Raw genomic sequence first — 12,823 nt, 5'->3', positions numbered from 1 at the left:
ACCAAGCACGGAAGCTCATCGGGCTCCCCCTTCGGTCCGGTCCCACCATGCCCGGAAGGATTCCTGAGGAATGTCGGGAAGATCGCGAGTGTCGGTCCAGCCGGACATAGGGCCCGGAAGGCGTTTCGGGATCAGTTTTCGCATTCGTCCGCCGAAGCGCTGGGCGCGCGCAAGCCGTACAGACCGGTTGAAGACCCATCCCGCGGCGGCCATGCCGATCCGTTCGGTGCGGGGATGTCTGGCCTTCGCGCGGAGATCGACGAGCACGCTCGGGATGTCGATCGCGACCGGGCACACGTCGTAACACGCGCCGCACAGCGAGGACGCGAACGGGAGCGACCGGTCCAGCGCGGTGTCCATGCCCCGCAGCTGCGGCGTGAGGATCGCCCCGATCGGCCCGGGATAAACAGACCCGTACGCATGCCCGCCCGCCCGTTCATACACCGGGCAGACATTCAGGCACGCGGAACAACGAATACAGCGCAACGCCTGCCGCCCGACTTCATCGGCCAGCACATCGGTTCGTCCATTGTCGAGCAGAACCAGATGGAAATCCTGCCCTTCGACCGCACCCGTCCACATCGACGTGTACGGATTCATCCGCTCACCAGTAGAACTGCGCGGCAGCAACTGCAGGAAAACCTCCAGATCCCGCCAGGCCGGCAGCAACTTCTCGATCCCCACCACACTGATCAGGGTCTCCGGCAGGGTCAGGCACATCCGGCCATTCCCCTCCGATTCCAGCACAACCAGCGTGCCCGTCTCCGCAATCATGAAATTCGCGCCAGAAATCGCGACTTTCGCCCGCAGAAACCGTTCCCGCAGATGCAGCCGTGCCGCATCGGCCAGCGCCTTCGGCTCATCGGTCAGATCAGCGGGAACATCCGCCATCTTCGCCAGGAAAATCTCCCGGATCTCCGCTCGATTACGATGAATCGCCGGAACCAGAATATGCGACGGCCAATCATCCCCAAGCTGCACGATCAGCTCGGCGAGATCCGTCTCATAAGCGGTGACACCTTCCACCGCGAGCGCCTCATTGAGCCCGATCTCCTGCGTCGCCATCGACTTGACCTTGACGACCTCGGTCTCACCGGTCGCCTTGACCAGCCCGGCGACGATGCGGTTGGCCTCCTCGGCGTCCTTCGCCCAGTGCACAGTCCCCCCGGCGGCCGAAACCGCCGCCTCCATCTGCACCAGATACCGCTCAAGATTCCGCAGCGTATGATCCTTGATCGCCTTCCCGGCCTGCCGCAATTCCGCCCAATCCGGCAACTCCTCCACGACCGAGGCCCGCTTACCGCGAATAGTCCGGGTAGCCTTCCGCAGATTGAACCTCAACTGCGAGTCCTGTACGGCTATCGCCGCATTCTTGGGAAACGACGGCATCCCCACAAACGTCTGACTCATCGAGCCCCACCCTCCGTGGCCGCCAGGATCTCCGCCAGATGCATGACCCGAACCCCCGACTTCTGCCGGCTCAACGTCCCCCCGATATGCATCAGACAGGAATTATCCGCAGCACAGAGCACCTCAGCCCCCGTCGTCATGATATTTCCCACCTTGTCCGCGCACATCGCCGCAGAAATGTCCCGATTCTTCACCGCGAAAGTCCCCCCGAACCCGCAGCACTCCTCCGCCCCCGGCAACGCCACCAACTCCAGCCCCCGCACCGCAGAAAGCAGCCGCGTCGGCCGATCCCCCAAATGCAGCCCCCGCAGCGAATGACACGTAGGATGATAAGTCACTCGATGCGGGAAATAGGCCCCCACGTCAGTAACCCCCAGCACATCCAGCAGGAACTCCGACAGGTCATAGACCTTCGGCACGATCTCCTCGACCGCCGTACCCAGCCCGGCCGTCTGCTTCGCCGGCACCCGCGCGGTCGCCGCCAGTTTCGGATACTGCTCGCGGATCATCGCCGTGCACGACCCCGACGGCGTCACCACCGCGTCGTACTCCGCGAACACCTCGGTGAAGTGCCGCGCGAGCCGTACCCCCTCGGCCGGATACCCCGTGTTGACGTGCATCTGCCCGCAGCACGTCTGCGCCTGCGGGAACTCCACGTCCACCCCCAGGCGTCGCAGCAGCGTGACGACCGCCCGGCCGGTGTCCGGGAAGAGGGTGTCGTTGACACAGGTGATGAACAGCGCGACCCGCACAGAAGCTCCCGCAGGTATGGTCAGACCAAATATTGTCAGACCATACACCGATCCCCCCGAGAGGCCCAGGGTGGCGAAACTCACCGGAACCCGAACCTTCGAGCAGGTGCTCGCCGAGATCGAGCGGCGGATCATCCTGTCGGGTCTGCGCGTCGGCGACCGGCTCCCGGGTGAGCGGCAACTGGCCGAGGAACTCCAGGTCGGCCGCTCGTCGGTCCGCGAGGCGCTCCGCGTCCTGGAGACACTCGGCCTGGTGGAGTGCCAGGTGGGCCGGGGCCCCAACGCGGGCGCGATCCTCACCTACGATCCGGACGGCACCCTCACCGACCTGCTCCGGCTGAACCTCAGCCTGTCCAGCCTGACCATGCGCGAGATCATCGACACCCGCCTGATGATCGAGCAGTGGTCGGCGGGCCAGGCCGCGCACGGCCCGCACGCCGAGCACACCCGCGCGATGACCGCCGCCCTCGCCGCGATGGACTCCGCCGCCACCCCGGAGGAGTTCGTCGCGCACGACATGGCCTTCCACATCGCCCTCACCGACGCGGCCGGGAACACCCTCAACTCGGCGATCATGCGCGCGCTCAGCAACACCCTGCGCCACTACGCGGTCGAGGCCGTGCACCGCCTCGGCCACACCGCCGACCTGCAGGCCGACCACCGGCTCATCCACACCGCGATCACCACGGGCACCCCGGCCGACGCGGTCGCCGCCGTCACCGAGCACCTCGGCCGCGCCTACCCTCTGGCTACGCCAATGTAGAACATGTTCTACTACGGGCATGGCGAACGATCTGAGGCTGGGGCTCAACCTGGGCTACTGGCAGCGGGACGCGGCCGACGCGACCGAACTGGTCCAGACGGCCGAACGGCTGGGCTATGGGTCGGTGTGGACCGCCGAGGCGTACGGCAGCGACGCGTTCACCCCCCTGGCCTGGTACGGCGCCCGCACCAGCCGGATCAAGCTCGGCACCAGCGTCGTCCAACTGTCGGCCCGCACGCCGGCCGCCACCGCGATGACCGCGATGACCCTGGACCACCTGACCGGCGGGCGCCTGCTGCTCGGCCTCGGCGCGTCCGGCCCGCAGGTCGTCGAAGGCTGGTACGGCCGCCCCTTCCCGCAGCCGCTGGCCCGCACCCGCGAATACGTCGAGATCATGCGCAAGATCTGGCGCCGGGAGGAACCGGTCACCAGCGAAGGACCGCACTACCCGCTCCCCTACCCGGGCGGCAGCAACCTCGGCAAACCCCTCAAACTCATCACCCACCCGCTCCGCCCGGACATACCCATGTACCTCGGCGCGGAAGGCCCCAAGAACGTCGCCCTCGCCGCGGAGATCGCCCAGGGCTGGCTCCCCCTCTTCGTCTTCCCCGAGAAGATCGAATCGATGTACGGCGACTCCCTCCGGCCCGCCGCACCCGGTTTCGACATCGCCGCGATGGTCCTCGTCGTGATCACCGACGACCTCCGCGCCGCCCTGGACGGGGTCAAACTCATGCTGACCCTCTACATCGGCGGCATGGGCGCCAAATCCCGCAATTTCCACGCCGACATCATCGGCCGCATGGGCTACGCCGAAGCCGCGGAACGCGTCCAGGCCCTCTACCTGGCCGGCCGCCGCGACGAGGCGTTCCACGCCATCCCCGACGAGCTGGCCGACGGCATCTCCCTGGTCGGCCCGCTCCCCAGAATCCGGGAGCGCCTGGAACTCTGGCGCAAGAGCCCGGTCACCAACCTCCTCGTCATGGGCCCACGCGACGAAACCGCCCTTACCCACATCCGTGATCTCGTTCTCGGCTGAACGCATATATTCCTGGCGTGAAAGTGCTCATCGCTGACGATCAGGAACTCGTGCGCGCCGGATTCACCATGATCCTGGACGCGCAGCCGGACATCGAGGTCGTCGCGGCGGTGGCCGACGGCGCGGCAGCCGTCCAGGAGGCCCGGCGGCTGCGCCCGGACGTCTGCCTGCTGGACATCCGGATGCCCAAACTCGACGGCCTCGAAGTCACCCGCCTGCTGGCCGGGCCTGGCGTGCCCGACCCGATGCGCGTGGTCATCGTGACCACGTTCGACCTCGACGAATACGTCTACGGCGCGCTCCGCGCCGGGGCCTGCGGCTTCCTGCTGAAGGACAGCGGCCCGGCGCTGCTGGTCGAGGCGGTCCGCGCCGCCGCGGCCGGCGACGCCCTGGTCTCCCCGTCGGTGACCGTACGGCTGCTGGCCCACCTGTCCCATCCGGTCGCGCCCAGGACCGTCAACGAGGCGCTGACCGAGCGGGAGCTGGACGTGGTGCGGCTGGTGGCCAGGGGGCGTACCAACCAGGAGGTCGCGGCCGATCTCTTCGTGTCGCTTTCCACGGTGAAAACGCACCTCAGCAGCATCTTCGCCAAACTCGGCGCGCGGAATCGGGTCGAGATCGCGGCCTGGGCCTGGGAGTCCGGGGTCATGGCCTGATTAGCGGGAGCGCTGCCGGGATAGAAGTCATGGCAGGTGCTCGATCCGGCTGGGAGGAGGAATCATGCGCTCGCTGCGAAGAGCCGCGGCGGGGGTCTACGCGTCACTCGGCGCGCAGGTCACCGCCACGTCGGCGCTGGTCCTCTTCGAGGAGCTCCGCGGCCACCGGCTGGCCCGGGAGATCGCCTCCTTCGGCGGCGACCCGGACGCGCCGGGCGCCCGTGAGGTGGTCGGCGCGGTGACTGTGTTCGCCGTCCTGATGATGCTCGTCGTCACCACCACCCTGATCGCCGGCGTGACCTACCTGGTCTGGCTCCGCCGGGCCCGGCCGTTCTCGTCCTCGACCTCGGTGCTGGCCGCCTGGCTGCTGCCCGGCGTCAACCTGATCGTGCCGCCGCTGCTGGCCGACTGGGCCTGGCAGGAGACCGACCGGCAGGGCCGCACCCGCTGGCTGACCCTGCTCACCACCTGGTGGCTGAGCTGGCTGACCGTGCTCTGGGTGCTCCTGGTCCACCTGCCGGACGCGACCGGCCTGACCGGCCTCGGCGTGCCCGAGCTCGCGGTGATCGCCTTCGCCGCGCTGCTGTGCGCGGGAACGGTCCGCGAGATCACCACCAACCACGTCAGATCCCACGCACTCCGCCGGATGCCCGCCGTGGGATTCCTCAGGGCGTAGGCCCCGAACTGCCCATGCTGGCGTGCCACAGCACCCGCGGCGGCTCCTTGACGCCCGGCGCCGGCCCGATGTCGGCGTACGGCGAGAGCCGGTACCCGTTCTCGTACCTGATCTCCTTCCCGCCGACCCCGCCGTCAGAGCCCGGCCGGTCGGCCAGCACGTCGCGGACCGCCTCGATGCCCCGCGAACGCCAGAGCCGGTCGAGATCGGTCAGATTCCAGCAGTGCACCGCTCTCATCGACACCGCCCGCGCCCCGGTCCGCCGAACCACCCCCCGGGCCACCAGCAACCACGACCCGAACACCGTCGACGCGGTGTGGCCCTGCACCGACTCGAAGAAGGTCAGGTCGACCGGCCCGGTGGAGTCGTCCAGGGTGGTGAAGATGACCCGCTGCCCGGACCGGACTGCGGGCGTCTGGGTGGCCACCTTCACCCCCGCGACCAGGATCTCCGCGCCGTTGCGCTGGCGGAGCAGATCGCGGGACCTGACCACGCCGATCGCGTCGAGCAGTTCGTCGTGGAAGCCGATCACGTGCCGGCTCACGTCCATGCCGAGCACGGCCAGCTCCGCCTCGACCGCCTCCGCCTCGGTCATCTCCGGCAGCTCCCCCGGCGCGACCTGCTCGGCGAACCCCATCGGCAGCTGCACGGCCAGCGCGCTCACCCCCGACCTGGACGCCCGTTCCATCGCCCCGACCTGGGCGATCAGATCCCGCCTGGTCAGCCGGCCCGGCCGCCAGCGGGGCTCCCCCGGCCGGAGCCGGTGCACCGCGTCGAACCCGCCCACCTCGACGATCCGCTCGGCCACCGGCCGGGACGGCCGGGCCCGCGCCCAGAAGTCGGCCATCGACGTGTACGGCCTGCCCGCCAGCATCCGATCCACTTCGGCCTCGCTCACCCCTTTGATGGCGGAGAACGGGACGCGCAAGCCGTACCCCCTCCCGAACTCCTCGGCCCGGACCGCGCTGGCCGACGCGTCGCCGGGGCGCGGCTCGCCCGCGTCCTCCCGGCGCACGTTCAGGGTGAGCTTCTCCACCCGCCACTCCCGGTCGGAGTGGTTGACGTCCAGCGGCAGGATCTCGACCCCGCACTGGCGGGCCTCGTCGAGGATCACCCGATTGGGATACATGCCGGGTTCGTGGGTGAGCACGCCCGCGAAGAACGCCGCCGTATGGTGGCGTTTGAGCCAGGCCGACTGGTAGGTGGGCACCGCGAACGCCGCCGCGTGCGCCTTGCAGAAGCCGAACGCGCCGAACGCGTCCAGCACCTGCCAGACCTTCTCCACCGTCGCCGCGTCGAACTCTGGCCGCACCCGCAGCTCCCACCAGGCCCGCACTCGCCGCCGCCCGTCGGGGCTGGACAGGGTCCTGCGGATCTTCTCCGCCTCGGACAGGCCGCACCCGGTCATCGCGTCCACGATCCGCAGCACCTGCTCGTGGAAGACGACCACCCCGTGCGTCTCCCGCAGCGCCTCCCGCAGATCCGGATGGGGGTAGTAGGACGCCCGGAACCCGTGCCGGGACTCCAGGAACGGCGTGACCATGTCCGAATTGACCGGCCCGGGACGGAACAGCGAGATGTCCACGATCAGGTCGTGCATGGTCCGCGGTTCCAGCTTGGCGACCAGCTCCCGCTGCCCCGGCGACTCGATCTGGAAGCACCCGAGGGTACGGCTGGCGCAGATCATGTCATAGGTGGCCGCGTCATCCCGGGGCACCTCCTCCAGCGCGAGCTCCTCCCCGTCCACCCGGCGCACCTCGCTCACCGCATACGCCATGGCGGACTGCATGCGCACCCCGAGCACGTCCAGTTTGAGCAGCCCGGCCTCCTCCACGTCGTCCTTGTCGAACTGCGACATCGGGAAGTCCAGGAAGCTCCGCTCGATCGGGGTGCGGTCGCCGAGGCCGGAGTTGCCGATCAGCACCCCGCACGGGTGCAGCGCGATGTGCCTGGGCAGCCCGTCCAGCCGCTCGGCCAGCCGGAACACCGTCTCCAGCGCCCGGTCGCCAAGACCGCTCCCGCGCAGCTCCGGCAGATCGTCCAGCGCGGCCCGGATCTGCCGGGCCCGGACGTGCGGGAACGCCTTCGCGATGGCGTCGATCTCGTGCGGCGGCAGGCCCATCGCCGCGCCCACGTCCCGGATCGCGCTGCGGGCCCGATAGGTCTCCATCATCGAGACGCAGGCCACCCGGGCCGTGCCGTACCGCTCCAGGATGAGGCGGTAGCAGTCCAGGCGGCGGGCCGACTCCACGTCCACGTCGATGTCGGGCAGGCCGATCCGGCCCTCGGCCAGGAAACGCTCCATCAGCAGGCCGTGTTCCAGCGGGTTCACCTCGCCGATCCTGATCAGGTAGTTGACCAGGCTGCCCGCGCCGGAGCCGCGGATCGCGCAGCGGATGCCGTTGCCGCGGATCATGTCGGTGATCCCGGCCACCGCGACGAAGTAGCCGGACAGCTGCTTCGCTTCAATGATCTTCAGCTCCTCGGCCAGCCGCGCCCGGGCCTGCGGGGAGCGGTTCAGGCCGCGCTCGTGCAGCCCGTCCTGGCAGCGGTGGCGGAGGAAGGGCACCGGGTCCAGGCCGACCTCCGGCAGGTGCAGGATCGGGTGGCGCTGGTTCAGCAGCGGGACGATCTCGACCGGGTTCAGCGCGCAGGACTCGGCCGTGCGCCGGGTCTCGGCCAGCAGCCGCAGCGCCCGGCCCTGGTCGCCGCCGCAGATCCGGGCCGCGACCCGGGCCATCTCGGCGCCGCTTTTGAGGTACGCGTGCGAGGACGGCTCCAGGTGCCGCCCGTGCAGGGGGACGAGTTTGCGCGCCGCGTCCAGGACGTTGCCGATCTGGTAGTCGGCGGGGTCCAGGTGGCGGACCGCGTTGGTGAGCACGGCGGGCACGCCCAGGCTGTCGGCCAGGGCGAGCAGGCGGGTGGCGGTGGTGGCGTCACGGTAGCCGTACCGGTCGACGAGTTCGACGGCGACGTTCGGGACCCGCGAGCGCCAGGCGGTGAGCAGGGTTCTGGCCTGGCCGTCGCGGCGGGCCGCCATCGCGCGGCCCACGTCGGAGTCGGGGCCGAGCAGGACCGTCAGGCCGCCGGAGTCGGCGAGCATCTCGGCGGTGACGGACGGCGCGCCGCGTTCGCCGACGTGGTGGGCGGCCGTGACCAGACGGCACAGCTGGCCCCAGCCGTCGGAGCGGGCCAGCACCACGATCCTGGTGTCCTCGTCCTCCATGGCCAGGTCGACGCCGACGATCGGGGTGATACCGGCCGCGTGGCAGGCCTGGACGTGCTTGATCGCGCCGTAGAGGCCGTCCCGGTCGGTCACCGCCAGCATGTCCATGCCGTGGTCGGCGGCGCGTTTGACCAGTGCGTCCGGGAACGCCGAGCCATACCGCAGCGAATAGGCGGAGGCGACGTGCAGGTGGGGGAAGCTGGGGTGGAACGTTCCCATCAATCCCACGCCCGGAGCAGCAGCCACGCCTCGCTCGCGGTGTCGAACCGCAGCTCGTAGGTGCCGACGTCGCGGCCGGCGGCGGCCTCGACCCGCCAGAACCGGCGCTCGCCCGGGTCGGTCTCGGAGGTCTTCCACCATTCGCGGGCGACCACCCAGTGGTCGAGAATCTGGCGGACGACATAAAGCCGGTCACGCCAGACGAATCGAGCGGGCTGCCCGTCTCTGACCCATACCTCAATCGGATCGCCATAGAGTCGGCTCACGGTCATTCTCCCTGTGGCTGGCAACTGCCACCCGGGGGAAGACGGGCGGTGCTGTATCGAACATATGTTCTCCGGAGATCGAACGCAAGTTCGGGTTGCTAGGGTGGACCCGTCAACGTGTCGGAGGGGGTCGCCATGCGCGCCATCGTCGTTCCCGCTTTCGGCGGATCGTCCGTGCTCGACTACGCCGAGGTTCCCGATCCGGTGCCCGGCCCCGGCGAGGTGCTGGTCGACGTGGCGGCGGCCGGGGTCAACTACATCGACGTCTACCACCGCGAGGGCCGCTATCCGCTGCCGCTCCCGATGGTGCCCGGCTCCGAGGGCGCGGGCACGGTCAGCCAGGTCGGCCCCGGCGTCACCGACGTCGTGGTGGGCGACCGGGTGGGCTGGGTGAGCGTGCCGGGGGCGTATGCGGAGAAGGCCGTCATCCCGGCCGCGAGTGCGATTCCGCTGCCGGCCGGGGTCAGCCCGGAACAGGCTGCCGCCGTCCTGCTCCAGGGCCTGACCGCGCACTATCTGACCACCTCGACCTACCCGATCAGGCCCGGCGACACGGTGCTCGTGCACGCGGCCGCGGGCGGGATGGGGCTGCTCCTCACCCAGCTGGCCCGGCTGCACGGCGCCCGGGTGTTCGGCACGGTGTCCAGCGAGGCGAAGGAGCGGATGGCCAGGGAGGCGGGCGCGGAGGAGGTCTTCGGCTACGACGACTTCGCCAAACGGGTCCGCGAACTCGCCCCCGAGGGCCTGCCCGTGGTCTACGACGGGGTCGGCGCGACCACCTTCGACGGCTCGCTGGCCTCGGTCCGCCCGCTCGGCATGCTCGTGGTGTACGGCGCGGCCAGCGGCCCGGTCCCCCCGTTCGACCTGCAACGGCTCAACCAGGCCGGGTCCGTCTTCCTCACCCGTCCGTCGCTCGGGCCCTACATCGCGACCCGGGAGGAACTCCTGCGCCGCTCCGCCGACGTGCTCGGCTGGACCGCGTCCGGGCAGCTCGACGTGCACGTGTTCGCCCGGCTGCCGCTGGCCGAGGCCCAGCGCGCCCACGACGACCTGGAAGGCCGTAAAACCGTGGGCAAGCTGCTGCTGATCCCCTAGAAGAGCTGGTTCGGCCAGTCCAGCAGGCGGGCCCCGAGCACGGCCGTCTCCAGGGTGAACCGCTGGGTCGGATCCTCCGGCGAGAAACCGGTCAGCCGGCGCACTCGCTCCAGCCGATAGGTGACCGCCCGCGTGCTGATCCCGAGCCTGCGCGCGGCCGCCGTCTGGTTGCCCTGGGCGGCGAAGACCTGCTCCAGCGTGTCCAGCAGCGGCTCGGGGCCGCCGCGCGCCTCCAGCAGCGGGCTGAGCACGCTGGTGACCAGATCTTCCATGGCCGCCCTGTCCCGCAGCAGGACCGGGAAGACCAGCAGGTCGGCGGCCTTCAGCACGGGCGCCCGCAGCCCCAGCCGGTCGCCCAGGTCGATCGCGTTCCCGGCCTCCCGGTAGGAGGTGACCACCCCGCCGGGCCCCCGATGCGCGCGGCCGACCCCGATCCGCCAGCCCGGTTCGAACCGGGATCGCACGTGATGGGAGAACTCGCCGGTCGCGGCGGCCAGCGTGCCCGGCACGACGCAGACCAGCAGGCCGTCCCGGACCGCGATCAGGATGTTGTGCGACCCGAACCGCGCGATCAGATCCCGCTCGATCGTCCCGGCCACCGAGTCGAGGGCGCCGGCCACCGGACGCGCGACGGCCACCACGTACGACTCCGCCAGCCGCAGCCCGAAATGTTCGGCCCGTTCCGCCAGCCGTTCGGCCCGGCCCTGGAGCAGGTCGTCGACGAACTCCCTGCGGGCCGTGTCCTCCGAGCGCAGGGCCTGCCGCTGGGCGTCCTCGTACCCTTCGATCAGGGCCGACACGACCCGGCGGAGCGCGGGCAGCACCGCGGCGGAGCCCAGCTGCTCGGCCTCGCGCAGCGCCGAATCCACCAGCGTCCGCAGCGGCACGCCCTGCTCGGCGGCCTTCGTCCCGGCCGCGCGGTACTCCGCCAGCATCGCCCGGTCCGGCATCCGGCCGGCCGTCTCGCCGAGCAACCCGCCCATCGGACACCCCTGATCAGACCCCGACATCACGCCGGTCGAAGGCGAGCGCCGCCGTCAGCAGCAGCACCGCCGTCGCTCCCGCCAGCACAAGGTAGTCCCCAACGGGGAAGCCCCGGTAAAGCGGCCTGCCATCGAGGTAGTAGTAGTACGGCACGATCCACTTGAGCCAGGCGATCGCGGGCACGCTCTGGCCGAGCGTGACGACCGCGTAGCCGCCGACCGCCCACACCCCGGCCACGCCCGAGGCCAGGGCCCGCCGCCCGGTGGCCGCCCCGACGGTGAGGGTCAGGGCGCAGAAGAACAGGCCGAGCAGGAACACGCCGGTGTGCCCGGCCAGGAGCCGGTCCGCGGGCACCCCGATTCCGGCGTTCGCGGCCGCCGCCCAGGTGACCAGGAAGCTCACTGCGGCCACCGCCAGCAGGCCGAGCACGGCCGCCGCGAATCGCTGGAGCACCAGGCTGGTCCGGGGGATCGGGAGGGTGACGGTCAGCTCCAGCACGCCGGACTCCTCCGGCGCCGCGATGGCCCGGTTGCCGAGCGTGCAGGCGCAGGCGATGAACAGCATCGGGATGAACAGCTGGTAGACGACCGACTGCAGGTAGCCGGGGCCGGAGGTGATGTCGGCCATGCCGCCCATCAGGTCCTTGAGCGCGCCGGGGAACTTGGCGAGGGCGGCCGGGCCGTACACCTCGGGGTTGGCGCTGATGCTGGTGTAGATCGAGACGTACAGCGACAGGAAGGCGCTGATGCCGATGGTCCAGCCGATCAGGGTCCGGCGGTAGTCACGCAGACTCTGCGCGATCAGCGGGGACATTCGGCTCCTCCTCGTTGCTGTAGTAGGTCAGGAAGATCTCTTCCAGGTCGGGTTCCGCGCTGACCAGGTGCACCACGGTGAACTTCGCGGCGGCTTTGATCAGCGCGTCGGGGCGGCCGTCGATCGTGCAGGTCACGCTGGCCCCGGCGACCCGCAGATCGCGTACGCCAGGGAGTCCCTCGAACGCCTCCGGCGGCACCGGCGCGTCGAAGTGCAGCTCGATCCGGCGGACCGCCTTCTCCCGCAGCGCGGCCACCTCCTCGACCGCCACCAGCCGCCCGGACCTGACGATGCCCACCCGGTCCGAGACGTGCTCCACCTCGGCCAGCACGTGCGAGGACATCAGCACGGTACGGCCGTCGGCGCGCACCTCCCGGACCATGGCCAGGAACTCCTGCTGGACGAGCGGGTCCAGGCCGCTGGTCGGCTCGTCCAGGATCAGGAACTCGGGCTGGTGCATGAACGCCTGGATCAGCCCGACCTTCTGCTTGTTGCCCTTGGAGAGTTTGCCCATCGGCACCGACAGGTCGGCCTCCAGGCGTTCGGCCAGCTCGTCGATCCTGGCCTGGGGGACGCCGCCGCGCGCGTCGCCGAGAAATCGCAGGTACTGGCTGGCGCGATCCCGTCCCTCCAGGGAGAGTTCACCGGGAAGGTAGCCGACTCTCGCCCGCACCTGCGCGTCCTTCGGGTCCGCCCCGAGCACCGTGACCCGGCCTCGGGTCGGGCGGATGACGTCGAGAATCAGTCTGATCGTCGTGGTCTTTCCTGATCCGTTCGGGCCGAGGTAGCCGAACACCTCGCCCGGCTGGATGGCGAGGTCCAGGTCTTCCAGGCCCCTTCGCCTGCCGTAGAACTTGGTCAGCCCTTCGGCTTCCACTACTGCTGTCATGACGTTCATGGTGGGCTGCCGGACAAGCCGCCGGT

At 70.1% G+C, this 12,823-nt stretch carries 12 protein-coding genes; 5 read left to right on the top strand and 7 right to left on the bottom strand.

Features of this window, described 5'->3' with window-relative positions:
* Positions 1-15 precede the first annotated feature (15 nt).
* Both Acor_RS09350 and Acor_RS09345 read right to left on the bottom strand, forming a co-directional pair.
* Positions 16-1,410, bottom strand: coding sequence for a lactate utilization protein B (locus tag Acor_RS09350; protein ID WP_155336168.1), 1,395 nt, complete (start codon positions 1,408-1,410; stop codon positions 16-18).
* The gene (locus Acor_RS09345; RefSeq protein WP_155336167.1) at positions 1,407-2,162 is read right to left on the bottom strand and encodes a (Fe-S)-binding protein; all 756 of its coding nucleotides are present in this window, start codon (positions 2,160-2,162) and stop codon (positions 1,407-1,409) included. Before Acor_RS09345 ends, Acor_RS09350 begins: the two co-directional genes overlap by 4 nt.
* Before the next feature lie 70 nt (positions 2,163-2,232).
* On the opposite strand from Acor_RS09345, the gene Acor_RS09340 reads away from it, so the two are divergent.
* From Acor_RS09340 to Acor_RS09325, 4 genes are all read left to right on the top strand, one after another.
* Positions 2,233-2,925 (top strand): FadR/GntR family transcriptional regulator, encoded by a 693-nt coding sequence (locus tag Acor_RS09340; protein ID WP_246238525.1) that lies wholly within the window; start codon positions 2,233-2,235, stop codon positions 2,923-2,925.
* 19 nt (positions 2,926-2,944) lie between these two features.
* Positions 2,945-3,964, top strand: coding sequence for an LLM class F420-dependent oxidoreductase (locus tag Acor_RS09335; protein WP_155336165.1), 1,020 nt, complete (start codon positions 2,945-2,947; stop codon positions 3,962-3,964).
* Positions 3,965-3,987: 23 nt separating this feature from the next.
* Positions 3,988-4,620: a response regulator gene (locus tag Acor_RS09330; RefSeq protein WP_155336243.1), complete on the top strand. Its 633-nt coding sequence runs from the start codon at positions 3,988-3,990 to the stop codon at positions 4,618-4,620.
* Positions 4,621-4,684: 64 nt separating this feature from the next.
* On the top strand, positions 4,685-5,296 hold the full coding sequence (locus Acor_RS09325) for a DUF4328 domain-containing protein (protein ID WP_155336164.1): 612 nt from the start codon (positions 4,685-4,687) through the stop codon (positions 5,294-5,296).
* Here Acor_RS09325 and Acor_RS09320 read toward each other — a convergent pair.
* Together Acor_RS09320 and Acor_RS09315 are read right to left on the bottom strand one after the other, a co-directional pair.
* A complete protein-coding gene (locus Acor_RS09320) occupies positions 5,286-8,741 on the bottom strand; it encodes a DNA polymerase III subunit alpha (protein WP_155336163.1) in 3,456 nt (1,151 codons plus the stop codon). The two genes, Acor_RS09325 and Acor_RS09320, sit on opposite strands and share 11 nt — an antisense overlap.
* Entirely contained in the window at positions 8,741-9,013 is a 273-nt protein-coding gene (locus Acor_RS09315; RefSeq protein ID WP_155336162.1) for a DUF6504 family protein, read from the bottom strand. The genes Acor_RS09320 and Acor_RS09315 overlap by 1 nt, the downstream gene beginning before the upstream one ends.
* Before the next feature lie 129 nt (positions 9,014-9,142).
* Here Acor_RS09315 and Acor_RS09310 point away from each other — a divergent pair, with 129 nt between their 5' ends.
* On the top strand, positions 9,143-10,102 hold the full coding sequence (locus Acor_RS09310) for a quinone oxidoreductase family protein (protein ID WP_155336161.1): 960 nt from the start codon (positions 9,143-9,145) through the stop codon (positions 10,100-10,102).
* Here Acor_RS09310 and Acor_RS09305 read toward each other — a convergent pair.
* Genes Acor_RS09305 through Acor_RS09295 form a run of 3 tightly spaced genes read right to left on the bottom strand, consistent with a single transcriptional unit; the run spans position 10,099 to position 12,788 of the window.
* On the bottom strand, positions 10,099-11,085 hold the full coding sequence (locus Acor_RS09305) for a PucR family transcriptional regulator (protein ID WP_246238524.1): 987 nt from the start codon (positions 11,083-11,085) through the stop codon (positions 10,099-10,101). The genes Acor_RS09310 and Acor_RS09305 overlap by 4 nt on opposite strands.
* A gap of 13 nt (positions 11,086-11,098) precedes the next feature.
* Complete coding sequence (locus Acor_RS09300; RefSeq protein ID WP_155336159.1) at positions 11,099-11,899, bottom strand: ABC transporter permease subunit; 801 nt, start codon at positions 11,897-11,899, stop codon at positions 11,099-11,101.
* Complete coding sequence (locus Acor_RS09295) at positions 11,868-12,788, bottom strand: ABC transporter ATP-binding protein (protein ID WP_155336158.1); 921 nt, start codon at positions 12,786-12,788, stop codon at positions 11,868-11,870. Before Acor_RS09295 ends, Acor_RS09300 begins: the two co-directional genes overlap by 32 nt.
* Positions 12,789-12,823: the final 35 nt, after the last annotated feature.

This window comes from Acrocarpospora corrugata (genome assembly GCF_009687845.1).
Taxonomy (GTDB): domain Bacteria; phylum Actinomycetota; class Actinomycetes; order Streptosporangiales; family Streptosporangiaceae; genus Acrocarpospora; species Acrocarpospora corrugata.
Note: the sequence above shows the minus strand (reverse complement) of the source record. Positions and strands in the feature narration are given on the sequence as shown.

Coding starts and splice junctions, on each gene's coding strand:
- Acor_RS09325 (WP_155336164.1), top strand. CDS start 4,685: ATGCGCTCGCTGCGAAGAGCCGCGGCGGGGGTCTACGCGTCACTCGGC.
- Acor_RS09310 (WP_155336161.1), top strand. CDS start 9,143: ATGCGCGCCATCGTCGTTCCCGCTTTCGGCGGATCGTCCGTGCTCGAC.
- Acor_RS09305 (WP_246238524.1), bottom strand. CDS start 11,085: ATGGGCGGGTTGCTCGGCGAGACGGCCGGCCGGATGCCGGACCGGGCG.
- Acor_RS09320 (WP_155336163.1), bottom strand. CDS start 8,741: ATGGGAACGTTCCACCCCAGCTTCCCCCACCTGCACGTCGCCTCCGCC.
- Acor_RS09315 (WP_155336162.1), bottom strand. CDS start 9,013: ATGACCGTGAGCCGACTCTATGGCGATCCGATTGAGGTATGGGTCAGA.
- Acor_RS09350 (WP_155336168.1), bottom strand. CDS start 1,410: ATGAGTCAGACGTTTGTGGGGATGCCGTCGTTTCCCAAGAATGCGGCG.
- Acor_RS09295 (WP_155336158.1), bottom strand. CDS start 12,788: ATGACAGCAGTAGTGGAAGCCGAAGGGCTGACCAAGTTCTACGGCAGG.
- Acor_RS09300 (WP_155336159.1), bottom strand. CDS start 11,899: ATGTCCCCGCTGATCGCGCAGAGTCTGCGTGACTACCGCCGGACCCTG.
- Acor_RS09335 (WP_155336165.1), top strand. CDS start 2,945: ATGGCGAACGATCTGAGGCTGGGGCTCAACCTGGGCTACTGGCAGCGG.